The following is a 14,169-nucleotide window of genomic DNA, read 5'->3' as shown; positions in this document are numbered from 1 at the left end:
AACTTCTTATCGATAAATCGTGATACGGAACTATTTTAAAGTCACTACCTTGCATTGAATAGTACTGAATGCTATGATGACTTCACTACTACTGAACAATATACACTAGCGATAAATGAAGCTACTAAGGAGGAACCTGTGTGAATGTGAACATCCAGTTCAAAAAAGGAGTATTGGAGCTGTGCGTCCTGGTATTAATTAACCGCCAGGATCGGTATGGCTACGAACTGGCTCAGGCGGTCTCCAAACATATCGAAGTTGCTGAAGGTGCATTGTATCCCTTGCTTCGCCGGCTTGTGAATGACGGTTACTGCACCACCTACCTGCAAGAATCAACTGAAGGACCGCCGCGCAAGTATTACCGACTGTCCGAGACAGGTCGCGTATACATGTCGGCACTGACGACAGAGTGGAATGATTTTGTACGCAATGTCGCAAATCTGATTGAGGAAGGAACTCATAATGAATAGACAACAATTTATGCAGGCCATGGAAATTCATCTACGGCCGATGGAACCGCAGGAACGGGCAGAATTGCTCGCAGATTATGATCAACATTTCGAGCTTGGACTACGAGAAGGCAGAATGGAAGAAGAGATCGCTCGGGAGCTGGGACAGCCGGAAGAGATCGCCAAGGAAGCACTTGGTGATCGTTATGACATTCATACACCGGGTTCAGATGCGTTTTATGCACCGACGTATCGCGAAATGCGGTCAGCCAAAAACAGCACCAGAGCCACTCGCAACTTTTTCACAGCCATCGGCCTGTTATTCCTGAATCTGATTCTTGGCATTCCTCTTGGTCTCATGATGTGGTCGGTATGGCTTGTTATTGCCAGCCTGTCCTTGCTGGTATTGGCTCCTGTGGCAGCGGTTGTGGACTTTCTATTCCTTAGCCAACTCGATAAAGCAGAGATCTTCGTTGCGATTGGCGCTTTCGGTGTCGGCATTTTGTTTGCCATCGCATCGAAGTATGTCTTTAGAACCTTCAAAATCGTCACTCTTCAATATATTAGATGGAATAAAAACACGATGAAAGGAGATGTTTCCGCATGAGCACCAAAAAATGGCTTGCGCTTGCCGTGATATGTATCGGAATAGGTTTACTTGGGACATCCATCTATGGCGTACAGTTCGGGGATGAACGGGAGCATTATTCCAAACGATGGGATTTCAAAGCGGATGAATTGCAGAACATTATTATGAATGCTAATTTCAGTGCAGATATTGAATTTGTTGTAAGCCCGGATTCGAATGGTTATATCGAAGTGGATGGTAAATGGGACCCTGCCGTAGTCAGAAGCTTCGAACAAGCCACCTTATCCAACGACACATTCCAACTGTCACAGACAGAGCGTGAACGATTGCAATTTTTCACCCTGTACTGGAATGATCAAGATTCCACAATAACGATTGCTCTGCCTGAAGGACATCAGTTAAATGAGGTTAAGCTGGACTCCTCTTCAAGTGACTGGGATCTAACGGATCTGAGTGCCAATAAGCTTGAGCTGAATAACACCTCCGGTTCCATACGTCTGGCAAACATCAAGGTACCCAATATTGAGTTGGCTCTGACTTCGGGGGACATTACCGCTTCCATGATTAATGGAGACATGACCGTGAAACAGACATCTGGAAGCTTCACTGCTGATCAGGTAGTTGGTCAAGTAAACAGTAAGATTAAATCAGGAGATATTGAAATCACTGAATTAAACGGCGCAGCCGATGTTCAATTCACTTCGGGTAGCATTCATATTGAGCAGTCCCATTCGGCCCCAATTAATGCGTCTGGAACATCAGGAGATATTTTCATTCAAGCTGCAACTGATTTTGACGGGATCTACGATGCTAAGGCTACTTCGGGAAGTGTGGGTGTACCTGAATCCCCAATGGTAAGCCGGGAAGTGATTAAAGCCCGCACCTCTTCTGGCAGCATCGAGATTACCAAATAGTGATGAAGCAAATTTCCGAACTGTGGGTAATATAGTATAATCAAATGCCAGTCCAATTCTAAGGAGGAATTATCCACATGGAACTTAAAAATAAAACAGCTATCATTACAGGTGCCGGAAAAGGTATCGGTCGTGCCATCGCTGAAGCACTTGCCAAAGAAGGTGTGCACCTCGGCCTTATTGCACGTACCGCTTCCGATCTTCAGGCTCTGCAACAGTCACTTAGTCAAGAATACGGTGTGAAAGTAACCAGTGCTGCGGCAGATATCTCGGATCGCACACAGGCGGAAGCCGCTGTAGCAGCCATTGAGATGGAACTCGGCGCAGTGGATATCCTGATCAACAATGCAGGTATTGCAAGCTTTGGCACATTGCTGGATATGGACCCGGAAGAGTGGGAACGCATCCTGCATGTTAACGTTATGGGTACATATTACGTCACACGTGCTGTCCTCCCAAGCATGATCAAGGAAAGTAGCGGCAGCATTATCAATATTGCTTCCACTGCAGGTGAGCGCGGATTCGCTACAGGTTCGGCATACTGTGCATCCAAGTTTGCGCTACTCGGCATGACCGAATCTCTGATGCAGGAAGTGCGCAAATCCAACATTCGTGTAACGGCACTGACACCAAGCACAGTGAATACGGAGCTTGCGACCAATGCCGGACTGAAAATTGGCGACGAAGATCGCATGATGCAAGCGGAAGATGTAGCTGAACTTGCACTCGCAACGCTCAAGCTGTCCGACCGTGTCTTCGTTAAAGCAGCAGGCATCTGGACGACGAATCCGCAATAGACAGTGTGCTTCTGATTTTTCTAACGAATCTCTGCGACGTTATTTCGCCAGAAGTCTGTGGAATGTAGCCAAATTACACGCACAAGAGTGAAATAAAGCGTCTGAGATTCGTTACATCTCGAGATCTACTTAGAATCATCTAATAGGGTTCGCTCAGTTCGTTAGAAATATAAAAGGACGTTTCCCATTGTACATGTATGCATGTTCGCATGTTCATGTACTGGGGCGACGTCCTTTTTTTATTCTACAAATGATCCAAACCCAATTCTTTGGACACTGCGATGAGCACCACCGCATGTTCCTCACCGATGTTGGTCACTTCATGGGGCACAACTGCATTCCAGGTAAACGAATCACCCGCTTCTAAAACTTCCACATCTTCGCATTGCTCCGCACGAATCTTGCCCTGCAACACCAGATGACTTTCCTCCCCGGCATGTTTGCTAACCCCGGTCGATGCACCTGGAGGCAATTCTACAATGGACATACGCATCGCACCTTTGGCGGTAAGCTGCTGCACTTTAATCTGTCCACTTCCGGCTGTCGTTTCCTTACGCTCGTTCTTGCGTACCACGTTCATCCGTTGCTCCGGTGTCAGCAACAAATAGGGAAGTGGAACTTCCAGATAATCCGCAATACTTTCAAGTGTAGCAATGGAAGGTGACGTTTTGTTATTTTCCACGTTGCTGATAAAACCTTTGGACAACCCCGTTCCCTCGCACATCTGCATGATCGTAATCTGTTTCTGTTTGCGGATCGTACGAATAGCCAAACCAATATCCATATTGCGTCCCTCCCCTTCTTTGATCTATATAAAACACCAGACGTAAGCTTAGCTACTTCAGTTTATCTATTCAGCGCTTGTCTCAACAAATATAATTCGGTTTCCGAACGGATCTGTCACGGTCATTTCCCTTGATTGCCAAGGGGTCTCCTCTATACCGGGTCTCGCATGTTTGTACTTTTTCTGACGAAGTGCACCATGGAATGTATCCAAGTTATCTGTTTCCACGCGCAAGGCAGCTCCAGGTGTACAATCTCCATGATGTTCCGATAAATGAATCACGATGGAATCGAGTGAAATCTGCATATATAAGGGCATATCTTGCTCAAATCGATGTTCCCAATCCAATTGGAAACCCAGGTATTCAAGGTAGAACTCTCTAGCTTTATTTTCATCAAATATTCTCAAAATAGGCACGATACTTTTTAACATCCTGATCACGTCCTCGGGAATAATATATAAACCATTCGCAGCGGCATTTATTGTAGATACATTCAAGATTTTTAATAAACAACATATATTCATCATACAAAAAAAGTATTGACCCTACAATGAAACCATGATAAATTTTGTTCATAAATAAGAATATTTATTTCATATTAGTGAACTTTATCATCAAAGTGATATATTAACTCATTCCTCATCAGGTGGTGTTTTCAATGAATTCTCCTTATATACATGAAGTCCGCTTACCTTCCCATTACAATGCAGATCAACGTTACCCTGTAATCTTCGCCTTACATGGCATGGGATCGGATGAGCAGGATATGCTTCGTTTAATGGAGCCTATGCAGTCTGATTTTATTATTGTCGCCATCCGTGGGACTATCGTTCAGGGCAGTGGTTATGCTTATTTTCAGATCAAAAGCATTGGCAACCCCATCCGCGAATTGTATGATGCCTCCGTGCTGGGACTGCAACAGTTGATTGTTGATCTGTCCGCCAAATATGCTATTGATCCCACGCGGCGTTATATCGCCGGATTCAGCCAGGGCGCCATTATGGCAATGACTCTATCGCTGATCATGGGAGATGCAATTAAAGGCATTGTAGCCATGAGTGGGTACATCCCGCAATTTGTGAAAGACGAGTACGAGCTACAACCCGATTCGGAGCTGTCTGTGTTCATATCGCATGGGGATCAGGATCATCTATTTCCGCTGCAACTGGGCGAAGATAACGCCGAATTCTTCCGTCAACATACCAATCACGTCACATATGTTCCTTACAACGGTGGACACCAGGTGACCCCCGATCTATATCAACAATTCCAACAATGGCTTCGCACGGATGCGAACCTGACTTCCGAAGACTCGAAAGGACTGAATTCATAATGATGCCATCCCTGTTTATTGCCCATGGTGCCCCATCACTGGCACTGGAGGAGAATGTGTATACCGAATTTCTGCAGAAACTTGGACAGGAACTGCCAAAACCTAAAGCAATCGTATTGTTCTCTGCTCACTGGGAATCCACAACTCAGCTTGTATCCTCGGTAGCCAATTACGAGACCATCTATGATTTCGGCGGTTTCCAACCCGAGCTGTATCAGATCAAGTACCCAGCTCAAGGACAGGCAGAAACCACTGCCGAGGTAGAGCGCCTATTCGCAGAAGCTGGGATTCCGGTACAAACGGATGATGTTCGTGGCCTGGATCACGGGGCTTGGGTTGTGCTACGCCTGCTCTACCCGGATGCGGATATTCCCGTAGTTGCCTTGTCCGTGAATCGCTATCTGACAGGTGAGCAGCAATATCAGGTCGGACAGGCGCTCGCTTCCTTGCGTGAGCAAGACATCCTCGTCATTGGTAGCGGCGGGACCGTTCACAATCTGCGTCGATTGAACTGGGAAAGTAACGGCGTTGACTCGTGGGCATCAGAGTTCGACAACTGGCTGCATGACAAGCTGGTGAGTTGGGATACGGCGTCTCTCTTCTCCTATGATAAACTGGCACCCTCAGCACAAGCCGCCGTGCCTACGCCGGAGCATTTTGTACCGCTGTTACTCGCCATGGGTGCGGGAGATCAGAACAAGCGAGCATCACTCCTGTTCAAAGCCTATCAGTATGGCAACCTGAGCTTGTCCTGTTGGAAATTTGATTAAAGCGGACTATATAAAAGGTTAGTTTCATTTTATATAGTAGATAAATAATTAGCGTGAGTTACAGGGGGGTCCCCTGTTGCTCACGCTTTATTTGTTGTTACCGCCTTTGAATTAATGAGACCATTGTAGTATGTAAAGCAAGGACTCCGGTTTCTTGTGTGCTTTTCCGGATTATAACTATAATATGAGGTGAAATTAGGATCAGTTTGCTCGCATATCACTCACCATATTATCTGAATAGCTCATACGGAGGGAATTGCATGCCAGAACAGCGTATATATGAATTGATGGATGAACTGGATATGTTGCTGGAGGAGAAGGTACAGGATGAGGAAAACCGGGAGCTCTTGGAGGCTTATCGCGAGTTTGAAGGCGTGACGGATGAGCAGCTCGACGCATTCGAGCGTGAACATGGTATTCGATTGCCTGCTGATTTTCGTGCGTTTTATAAACGTAAAAATGGGAGCGGTTATGCCTTTCACGTCTTGTATCCAAGCCTTGCGGATGGACAGGAATCCGAACCATTTTATCTGTTATCCCTGGAAAAGATTCAAAAGGAGCAGTCCACGCTGGTGGAGAACCGCATGGATGATTATTTTACCGAAGAAGAGATCCGTGAGCTTGATCCCCGAATCAAACCTTACCTTTTTCAAAAGAAATGGATCACGTTTGGCATGCTTGGAGGTGGCTCACTGTATCTGATGTTCGATTTTGATCCGACAGAGCAAGGAATGGTTGGGCAAATTATTATGTACGTACATGACCCGGATTTTGTATATTATGTCGCTGGGACGTTTACGGAACTGTTGGAACAGTCTAACCGGAATTTACGTGCCTTGGAGGCCATTGAGTACTGAGAAAGTATAACGTATCCAAACTGGCATCAGCCTACTCCCTATGGATCACATGATCAGCATGATGATATGACCTTTTTTGCATAATGCTGGGATATGTCAAAGCGGTTATAATAACATTTAGTGGAAATGCACATGCTATAAGATAAAATGCCTTTTCTACACCTAATACATTGATCTGGGAGGAACACACGAAGTGGCTGAACAACCGAAGTCTGAGAGCTTTATGTCTCTCGTCAAAAAAGGAAACACATCCTCCGCCGTAGCGATGGCAGGTAATGCTGTTCTTGCGGTGTGCAAAGGGGGAGCCTTCCTATTCAGTGGCAGTGGTGCCATGTTCGCTTCGGCGATGCATTCACTTGCTGATGCCATTAACCAAGGGTTTGTCTTTGTCGGAAGTGTGTTGTCCGAGAAAAAACCTACACGCCGCTTCCCGACCGGATTCGGACGGGTCATCAACATTTTCTGTATGATCGCCGTTATTGTCGTGACGATTATGGCCTATGAGACCATTCATGAGGGGATTCACCTGCTCCAGCATCCTGTTGGTCATACCGGCGGTCTCTGGATTAACATCGGAGTGCTTGTTCTGAACATTGTCATTGACGGGGCCATCCTGATCAAAGCCATGAAGGAAATTCTAAAAGAAGCACGCGCACCCAAAGCCGCCGGATTTGCCTTGGTCCCTGCTGCCATCAAAAATGTAGGCCGTGCTGCGCCACCAACCCGTCTCGTATTCTACGAAGATGTTGTAGCAGTACTCGGTGCGACACTCGCCTTGATCTCCGTTGTAGTCATTGCATTAACCAATTTTGCATTGCTCGATGGCATTGTGACAACGATTATTGGATGTCTGATGATCGCTGTAGCCTTCCGTGTCGGTTACGATAATATGATCGGATTGATCGGTGTTGCGGCTCCACAGGATATTGAGGACAAAGTGTCCCAAACCATTCTGGCAGACACACATGTTGCTGACATTCAGATGATGCGTATTATTCAGGAAGGCCGTTATTATCATGTGGAAGGTCTGATTGAACTGACCAAAGGACTCAGCCTGGCTGATGCGGATGACATCAAGTTCCGTATTCAGGAGAAACTGATGACGAACCCCGATATCGCCGACGCTGCCATCTCCATTATTGAGGATGACGGTGTGAACAGCTGGGGCAAGAAACATTCAGATGTGGTGAAATAACAAGCTTCGTTTTGGATAAAAAGAATGACAGAACCCACTCTTCAACAGAGTGGGTTTTTAGTATGTTCAACTACACACTCATCTACAAAGAGGTAGTTGCCCAAATACTTACCTAGACTTTGGTCTAGGTTCACTTTAACTCCAAAGACGGAGGATAGACTTTTCCAGTTCATGGTATGCTGTGAGTAACGAAAGTATTGCTCTACATACAACCGTTCGGAAATTGATCTTGTATTAAGAAGGAGAGATATTATGGCTAAACGTACGATCCTTGCGCCTGTTCTCATTTTGCTGGGCGTGTACCTGATTCTGAACCAGGGAGGTTCACTCGGTCCGGGTACGATCTTTGCGACTTTCTGGCCCACGTTGTTCGTGATTCCACTAGGACTGTTCTTCCACTGGCTCTACTTCTCCATGATTGGCAGAGGGGTTGGACTGCTGGTTCCCGGTGGGTTGTTGCTCACGGTTGGTATCGTCTGTCAGATCGCTATGCTGTTTAACAACTGGGGTACGATGTGGCCGGGCTTCATTCTGGCTGTAGCTGTTGGTTTGTTCGAATTGTACTGGTTTGGTGGTCGGAACAAATGGTTGCTGATCCCCATCAACATTCTGACGGTTATCTCCCTGCTGTTCTTTGCCGTGATGTCGATTGGTACGATGCTGAGCAGTTTAAGCTTTATCCAACCGTTCGTGGCGATTGTGCTGATTATGGGTGGGGCATGGATCATGGTAGGTCGCAAAAAGCGCATGTAACCCTTTATTCGTTTCCACTTGATCACTGCGGTGACAGAACAACTTCGGATCGCTGTTATCCTCGGATTTTTTTGAATCCCATCTAGAATGGGAAAATCCGTTGATAAAGGCGACCGCTACGCTTCCTTTGTTTTTTCTGTCCCCTCCGTTAACGTGTCTACGAAAATAATATAACCTGAGCTATTGCTCTGAAGTAGGTAATAAAAAAGGGATGCCGCTCGTCATTCAATTGAAATGACGAGCAGCATCCCTTTTTTGTTTTTTTTGCAAATCTAACGAACTGTGCACACGTTATTGAGCGATTATTTACTGTGCATTTTAAACTCCAGGAACAGGTCGTTATAATGCGAGAGCATTTTTTTACCCAGATTATCGTACACTTCAAGCTTGCCTGTCAGTGTCTCGTCTGGATAGAAACGTTCATCCTCCGAGATGTCCTCTGGCAGCAGCTTAAGGGCCTCAGCGTTTGGTGTGGAATATCCCACATACTCGGCATTGCGAGCCGCATGGTCTGGGTCCAGCATGAAGTTGATAAACTGGTGTGCCCCTTCAATATTACTCGCCGTCTTTGGAATAACCATGTTATCGAACCAGAGGTTCGAGCCTTCTTCAGGCACCATGTAATCCAGCTTGTCGTTCTCATCCATAATCTCGGATGCATCCCCGGACCACACGAGCCCAACGGCTGCTTCCTCATTGGCGAGTAACATTTTGATCTCGTCACCCACAATTGCTCTGACGTTTGGTGTCAATGTAGACAGCTTCTTCAGCGCTTCTTGCAAGTGGTCTTGGTTGGTATCGTTCAAGGAATATCCGAGACTGTTGAGACCCATCCCAATGACTTCGCGTGCGCCATCAAGGAGCAGGATTTGATTTTTCAAACGCGGGTCCCACAGGTCGTTCCAGCTATCAAACGTCAATCCATCCACCAGTTCGGGATTGTATACAATCCCCACCGTTCCCCAGAAATAAGGGATGGAGTACTTGTTACCTTCATCAAAGGACAAGTCCATGAACCTCGGATCAATGTTGTCCAGGTGAGTTAATTTGCTATGATCGAGTGGAACGAGCAGGTCTTCTTCTTTCATTTTGCTAATCGCATATTCAGAAGGAATCGCCACATCAAACGTAGTACCGCCCTGCTCAATCTTGGTCAGCATCGCTTCATTGGAGTCAAACGTCTGATAGATGACCTTCATGCCGGTCTCGTCCTCAAATTCCTTGAGCAGATCCGGGTCGATATAATCGCCCCAGTTATAGATGGTCAGCGTGTTGCCGCCAGAATACCCCTGACTCTTGTTCAGATACGAAGCCAGGATCATCAGGGCAAAAGCGGCCACGAATACAAGCGCAAATGTCCGTACCAGTTGCTTCATGGTCGCAGCCCCTTTCCTCCGGGAGGTATCCGTGTTGCACGGCGGTTAATGAAGTAATATCCGACTACCAGCAGCACCGTGAGCAGGAATAACAGGGTAGACAAAGCATTGATGGACAACGAAACGCCCTGCCTTGCTCTCGAGTATATCTCTACAGAGAGTGTAGAGTAACCATTACCCGTGACAAAGAATGTTACCGCGAAGTCGTCCAGCGAGTACGTCAAGGCCATGAAGAATCCGGCAAAAATACCCGGTTTCACGTATGGCAGCACCACACGCGTCAGAATCTGCCATGAACCAGCGCCCAGATCGCGCGCCGCATCCATCAGTGTTGGACTCATCTCTTGCAGCTTTGGCAGCACCATGATCACGACAATTGGCACGCTGAATGCAATATGAGACAGCAGAACCGAAGTGAAGCCCAGTTTGATACCAATCATGGTGAACAGAATCAGGAATGACGCACCAATGATGACATCCGGACTAACGATCAGCACGTTATTGAGTGACAGCAACGTGTTTTTGGTCCGTTTGCGACGCACATGGTAGATCGCCAGTGCTCCTGCTACACCGAGAATCGTTGAGATCGCTGATGACAGGAGCGCAATGATAAATGTATTGAGCACAATGATGAGTAGCCGTGTATCGGCAAACACCTCTCTGTACCATTCAAGCGTGAATCCTTCGAAGCTGCGCATGTGACCGCCGCTGTTGAAGGAGTAGAAGATCAGATACGCAATCGGTGCGTACAATATGGCGAATACAACGGCTAGATAGACGTTAGACAGCTTTCCGTTTCTTCCCATTACGCACCTCCTTCTTACCTGATCCAGTCAGGAACATAATGATCGCCATCGCAATAATCAAAAAGACGGCAATCGTTGAACCCATCCCCCAGTCCTGGGTGACGAGAAAATGCTGTTCAATCGCTGTTCCCAGCGTAATTACACGGTTCCCCGCAATGAGGCGGGTAATCATGAACAGGGACAGCGCAGGAATAAACACAGCCTGACAGCCTGATTTCACCCCGCTAATCGTCAGCGGAAAGATAACCCGGCGGAACGTCAGCCAAGATGAGGCTCCCAGATCCCGCGCCGCGTAGATCAACGATGGATTCATCTCTTCCAGCGCATTGAAGATCGGCAGAATCATGAATGGAATGAAGATGTACACCGAGACAAAGATAAAACTGAAATCGGTGAACAAAATCTGCTGTGTGCCAATCCCCACAACTTCAAGCAGGGAGTTGGTCAGACCGTACGTTCCAAACAGACCGATGAAGGCGTACGCTTTTAACAAAAGATTGATCCAGCTTGGCAGAATGATCAGCAGCAACCACAGCTGCTTGTGCTTCGTCCGGGTCAGCATATACGCCGTTGGATACGAGATCAGCAGCGAGAACGCCGTAATCAGAAATGCATACCAGAACGAACTGAGCGTCATCTGCAAGTACACCGGTGTAAAGAACCGGGCGTAGTTGCCAAACGTGAAGTTACCCTCCACATCGAAGAATGAATAATAGATGACCAGCAGAACCGGCGCCACAACAAACAACACCATCCATAGTACATATGGAATCAGATACGCATTGCGTGTGCTGGCCTTAGTCTGCATGAGCGGCCTCTTGATAAGCTTCAAGTCGCTTGTCGAACTCTTCCTCGGTCTCGTTAAAGCGCATGACGTGTACAGCTTCCGGGTCAAAATAGAGTCCTATCCGCTCGCCGACAACGGCTTTCTTGGTTGAATGAACAAGCCACTCATTGCCCGCATCATCGTATGTGGATATCTCGTAATGCACTCCGCGGAATAACTGGGAGTCCACATTGACCTTGAGCTTGCCCTGTTCTTCGGTTGTAATCTCCAGATCCTCTGGGCGAATAACAATCTCTACCGGCTCGTCCGGTTGGAGACCCTGATCGACACACTCGTGCTGTGCGCCAGCGAATTCCACCACAAAGTCCTGCTTCATTTTACCCGATACAATGTTCGATTCCCCGATAAAGTCTGCCACAAAGCGGTTAATCGGTTCATCATAGATATCATTCGGTGTACCGCTCTGTTGAATTACGCCGCCATTCAGGACAAAGATCTCGTCGGACATCGCCAAGGCTTCTTCCTGATCATGTGTAACAAAGATAAACGTGATGCCCAGTCGCTGTTGCAGCTCCCGTAATTCATACTGCATTTCGGTCCGCAGCTTCAGATCGAGTGCTGAGAGCGGCTCGTCCAGCAGCAGAATTTCAGGTTCGTTCACAATTGCGCGTGCAATCGCAACCCGTTGTCGTTGTCCGCCGGACATTTCACCAATTTCACGGTTCTCATAACCGGACAGATTGACGAATTTGAGGGCTTCCAACACTTTGCTGCGAATTTCAGCCGTTTTCATCTTTTTGATCCGCAAACCAAAAGCTACGTTCTCAAATACATTCAAATGTGGAAATAGCGCATAATCCTGAAATACGGTATTCACTTGCCGCTGGTGGGCAGGCACTCGGTTGATGAGCGCACCATTAAAATAAATACTGCCCTGAGTCGGCTCCGCAAAACCGGCAATCAGCCGCAATATCGTTGTTTTCCCGCAGCCCGATGGGCCAAGAAGCGTATAAAATTTACCCCGCTCAATCTCAAAGCTGACTGCCTTCAATACGGCTTCATCCTGATCGTATTGCTGAGTCACCGCTTCGAAGCGGATAATCGGTTGTTGTTCTGACATGCTTCACATCGCCCCCTTATACTTGAGGTACCTCTTCATTCTGTGCACTTCGTTCATGCATCCTTATAGATAACCCATCTATTATATATGATTCAGGTATATCCGCAATGGTTTTGATGTAAACGCCGCGTGTCATTTCTTCTTATTTTCAAAAATTCTGCATACATTACGGGTAATGTCGATAATACGTACCCATATGGAGTAAATGAAGAATTTTTAGGATTCCATTTTATGTGTGAGAGGAGTCTTGGCTCTTGGATATTCGTCGTAACCTGCCTTTGCTGATGACCATTTGTTTCCTAAGTCAGATGGGCGGATTCATGATCCTGCCCCTGTTTCCTTTGTTTATTGAGGAATTCGGCCTGTCCGGCTGGATGATGGGGGTTATTTTTGCACTTTTTTATGTGGGGAAAGTGATTGGTGGTATTCCTGCTGCGGCAATTTATAGAAGGCTTGGAGGGAAAAAGGCGCTCATCCTGATGCTGATCCTGCTGGCTGTCTGCATGGGCGGATTCGCGGTGTCTAATGCTGCGGTGTTATTCGGCCTGCTCCGACTTCTACAGGGGCTCGCTTCCACGGGCCTTACCGTGGTCGTACGTTCCATCATCGGGGATGGGGGTAATGTAGACAACCGCGGGCTGTACAATGGGTATATCAGCAGCAGTGAAGGCGGCGGTATGGTACTTGGCCCAGTCATTAGTGGCTGGCTTGCGCTGCACTGGCCATTGTCGGTGCCTTTTTTACTCGTTACCGTATGTTGTCTGATGGCCGTGGTCGCTGCGATGGGGATAAAGACGACGGCACAAGCTAGAGCTACTCATGAATCCGGAAGTACGTTAAGTGATCATCCATTAGAAGATCCTTCTACTACGGTGACACAAGAACCTCTGGTCAACTCAGCACACTCAGTACTCCACACGGATAAAGTTGTAGACTCCACTACAAGTGACTCCCACCCTCATACTACTGTATCGACTGCGCCTCCTTTATCTTCATCACCGTCTGATGCAAAGCATACTCAAGATTTGTCTACAAAGCTCACACAGCGGCAACAGCTTCTCGGCTACGGCACAGTACATTTTTTGGAGATGAGCGCCTATGCGGTATTCCTCACCTATTTTGCACTGTATGCAGCTCACATCATGCATTGGGACCCGTTTGCAACCAGTCTCGCCTTCACCGTCTCAGGGATTTCTACGCTTGCCGCTGCTCCCTTTGTTGGTTATCTCTCTGACCGGTTAGGCGATCGTCTGTTACTCTGTATGCTCGGCATGTTCCTGATTGGAATCGAAGTTGTTGTATTTCTAAGCACGTCCTCCCATCTATGGGTCTACGTTGGCATGCTCATTGGCGGGGTTGGCGGTGCATGTTACATGGATTCGTTCTTTGCTCATATTGGTGATCATATCCCGGACGAGAGTCGAAGCTCTGTCATAGGCAAAATTGTCTCAGCTGCCGAGATCGGCTCCATCGTATCTCCACTGGTTGCAGCGCTACTTATGGAAGTTGGATCGCTTTACTCCGTGTTTGTGTTCAATCTGGTGTTGATTGCTGTTGCCATTGTAGTTCAGGCTGCGATGCGCAGTCGGTACAAGACAAAACCGGTGTAAATGCAAAAGGGAGATGTCCACAAGTCAT

The 14,169-nt window shown here is 47.2% G+C and carries 16 protein-coding genes; 10 read left to right on the top strand and 6 right to left on the bottom strand.

Annotated elements, in window-relative coordinates; genetic code table 11:
• Positions 1–140 precede the first annotated feature (140 nt).
• The 4 genes from NSQ38_RS07340 (at position 141) to NSQ38_RS07325 (ending at position 2,749) form a co-directional block, all read left to right on the top strand.
• Positions 141–470: a PadR family transcriptional regulator gene (locus tag NSQ38_RS07340; protein WP_339788227.1), complete on the top strand. Its 330-nt coding sequence runs from the start codon at positions 141–143 to the stop codon at positions 468–470.
• Positions 463–1,056 (top strand): DUF1700 domain-containing protein, encoded by a 594-nt coding sequence (locus tag NSQ38_RS07335; protein WP_339788224.1) that lies wholly within the window; start codon positions 463–465, stop codon positions 1,054–1,056. Before NSQ38_RS07340 ends, NSQ38_RS07335 begins: the two co-directional genes overlap by 8 nt.
• Positions 1,053–1,952 carry a DUF4097 family beta strand repeat-containing protein gene (locus NSQ38_RS07330; protein ID WP_339788222.1) on the top strand — a complete coding sequence of 300 codons (900 nt, stop codon included), beginning with the start codon at positions 1,053–1,055 and terminating at the stop codon, positions 1,950–1,952. The genes NSQ38_RS07335 and NSQ38_RS07330 overlap by 4 nt, the downstream gene beginning before the upstream one ends.
• A gap of 77 nt (positions 1,953–2,029) precedes the next feature.
• The gene (locus NSQ38_RS07325; protein WP_339788220.1) at positions 2,030–2,749 is read left to right on the top strand and encodes a 3-ketoacyl-ACP reductase; all 720 of its coding nucleotides are present in this window, start codon (positions 2,030–2,032) and stop codon (positions 2,747–2,749) included.
• Positions 2,750–2,993: 244 nt separating this feature from the next.
• On the opposite strand, the gene NSQ38_RS07320 is transcribed toward NSQ38_RS07325, so the two are convergent.
• Together NSQ38_RS07320 and NSQ38_RS07315 are read right to left on the bottom strand one after the other, a co-directional pair.
• Positions 2,994–3,533 carry a cupin domain-containing protein gene (locus NSQ38_RS07320; protein ID WP_339788218.1) on the bottom strand — a complete coding sequence of 180 codons (540 nt, stop codon included), beginning with the start codon at positions 3,531–3,533 and terminating at the stop codon, positions 2,994–2,996.
• A gap of 66 nt (positions 3,534–3,599) precedes the next feature.
• A complete protein-coding gene (locus NSQ38_RS07315; protein WP_339788215.1) occupies positions 3,600–3,965 on the bottom strand; it encodes a glyoxalase superfamily protein in 366 nt (121 codons plus the stop codon).
• Positions 3,966–4,192: 227 nt separating this feature from the next.
• Here NSQ38_RS07315 and NSQ38_RS07310 point away from each other — a divergent pair, with 227 nt between their 5' ends.
• From NSQ38_RS07310 to NSQ38_RS07290, 5 genes are all read left to right on the top strand, one after another.
• Positions 4,193–4,867, top strand: coding sequence for an alpha/beta hydrolase-fold protein (locus NSQ38_RS07310; RefSeq protein ID WP_339788213.1), 675 nt, complete (start codon positions 4,193–4,195; stop codon positions 4,865–4,867).
• A complete protein-coding gene (locus NSQ38_RS07305) occupies positions 4,867–5,637 on the top strand; it encodes a class III extradiol ring-cleavage dioxygenase (protein ID WP_339788212.1) in 771 nt (256 codons plus the stop codon). Before NSQ38_RS07310 ends, NSQ38_RS07305 begins: the two co-directional genes overlap by 1 nt.
• A gap of 260 nt (positions 5,638–5,897) precedes the next feature.
• Positions 5,898–6,494 (top strand): SMI1/KNR4 family protein, encoded by a 597-nt coding sequence (locus NSQ38_RS07300; RefSeq protein WP_339788210.1) that lies wholly within the window; start codon positions 5,898–5,900, stop codon positions 6,492–6,494.
• Positions 6,495–6,687: 193 nt separating this feature from the next.
• The gene (locus NSQ38_RS07295) at positions 6,688–7,689 is read left to right on the top strand and encodes a cation diffusion facilitator family transporter (RefSeq protein WP_091036009.1); all 1,002 of its coding nucleotides are present in this window, start codon (positions 6,688–6,690) and stop codon (positions 7,687–7,689) included.
• A 252-nt stretch (positions 7,690–7,941) separates the two neighbouring features.
• Entirely contained in the window at positions 7,942–8,442 is a 501-nt protein-coding gene (locus NSQ38_RS07290) for a hypothetical protein (protein WP_017691802.1), read from the top strand.
• Between the two features lie 302 nt (positions 8,443–8,744).
• On the opposite strand, the gene NSQ38_RS07285 is transcribed toward NSQ38_RS07290, so the two are convergent.
• From NSQ38_RS07285 to NSQ38_RS07270, 4 genes are read right to left on the bottom strand one after another with little or no spacing between them, the layout of a single operon-like run.
• Positions 8,745–9,818 carry an ABC transporter substrate-binding protein gene (locus NSQ38_RS07285; RefSeq protein WP_339788207.1) on the bottom strand — a complete coding sequence of 358 codons (1,074 nt, stop codon included), beginning with the start codon at positions 9,816–9,818 and terminating at the stop codon, positions 8,745–8,747.
• A complete protein-coding gene (locus tag NSQ38_RS07280; protein ID WP_062836831.1) occupies positions 9,815–10,624 on the bottom strand; it encodes an ABC transporter permease in 810 nt (269 codons plus the stop codon). The genes NSQ38_RS07285 and NSQ38_RS07280 overlap by 4 nt, the downstream gene beginning before the upstream one ends.
• Positions 10,599–11,432 (bottom strand): ABC transporter permease, encoded by an 834-nt coding sequence (locus NSQ38_RS07275; protein WP_017691799.1) that lies wholly within the window; start codon positions 11,430–11,432, stop codon positions 10,599–10,601. The genes NSQ38_RS07280 and NSQ38_RS07275 overlap by 26 nt, the downstream gene beginning before the upstream one ends.
• Complete coding sequence (locus NSQ38_RS07270) at positions 11,422–12,531, bottom strand: ABC transporter ATP-binding protein (RefSeq protein ID WP_339788205.1); 1,110 nt, start codon at positions 12,529–12,531, stop codon at positions 11,422–11,424. The genes NSQ38_RS07275 and NSQ38_RS07270 overlap by 11 nt, the downstream gene beginning before the upstream one ends.
• Before the next feature lie 254 nt (positions 12,532–12,785).
• On the opposite strand from NSQ38_RS07270, the gene NSQ38_RS07265 reads away from it, so the two are divergent.
• Positions 12,786–14,141 carry an MFS transporter gene (locus NSQ38_RS07265; RefSeq protein ID WP_339788202.1) on the top strand — a complete coding sequence of 452 codons (1,356 nt, stop codon included), beginning with the start codon at positions 12,786–12,788 and terminating at the stop codon, positions 14,139–14,141.
• The last annotated feature ends 28 nt before the right edge of the window (positions 14,142–14,169 follow it).

Source organism: Paenibacillus sp. FSL R7-0313, assembly GCF_037969885.1.
Taxonomy (GTDB): domain Bacteria; phylum Bacillota; class Bacilli; order Paenibacillales; family Paenibacillaceae; genus Paenibacillus.
The sequence above is the reverse complement of the archived record's forward strand: the minus strand, read 5'-3'. Positions and strand labels throughout refer to the sequence as shown.

Coding starts and splice junctions, on each gene's coding strand:
- NSQ38_RS07310 (WP_339788213.1), top strand. CDS start 4,193: ATGAATTCTCCTTATATACATGAAGTCCGCTTACCTTCCCATTACAAT.
- NSQ38_RS07275 (WP_017691799.1), bottom strand. CDS start 11,432: ATGCAGACTAAGGCCAGCACACGCAATGCGTATCTGATTCCATATGTA.
- NSQ38_RS07280 (WP_062836831.1), bottom strand. CDS start 10,624: ATGGGAAGAAACGGAAAGCTGTCTAACGTCTATCTAGCCGTTGTATTC.
- NSQ38_RS07320 (WP_339788218.1), bottom strand. CDS start 3,533: ATGGATATTGGTTTGGCTATTCGTACGATCCGCAAACAGAAACAGATT.
- NSQ38_RS07325 (WP_339788220.1), top strand. CDS start 2,030: ATGGAACTTAAAAATAAAACAGCTATCATTACAGGTGCCGGAAAAGGT.
- NSQ38_RS07335 (WP_339788224.1), top strand. CDS start 463: ATGAATAGACAACAATTTATGCAGGCCATGGAAATTCATCTACGGCCG.
- NSQ38_RS07315 (WP_339788215.1), bottom strand. CDS start 3,965: ATGTTAAAAAGTATCGTGCCTATTTTGAGAATATTTGATGAAAATAAA.
- NSQ38_RS07270 (WP_339788205.1), bottom strand. CDS start 12,531: ATGTCAGAACAACAACCGATTATCCGCTTCGAAGCGGTGACTCAGCAA.
- NSQ38_RS07285 (WP_339788207.1), bottom strand. CDS start 9,818: ATGAAGCAACTGGTACGGACATTTGCGCTTGTATTCGTGGCCGCTTTT.
- NSQ38_RS07330 (WP_339788222.1), top strand. CDS start 1,053: ATGAGCACCAAAAAATGGCTTGCGCTTGCCGTGATATGTATCGGAATA.
- NSQ38_RS07290 (WP_017691802.1), top strand. CDS start 7,942: ATGGCTAAACGTACGATCCTTGCGCCTGTTCTCATTTTGCTGGGCGTG.
- NSQ38_RS07305 (WP_339788212.1), top strand. CDS start 4,867: ATGATGCCATCCCTGTTTATTGCCCATGGTGCCCCATCACTGGCACTG.
- NSQ38_RS07300 (WP_339788210.1), top strand. CDS start 5,898: ATGCCAGAACAGCGTATATATGAATTGATGGATGAACTGGATATGTTG.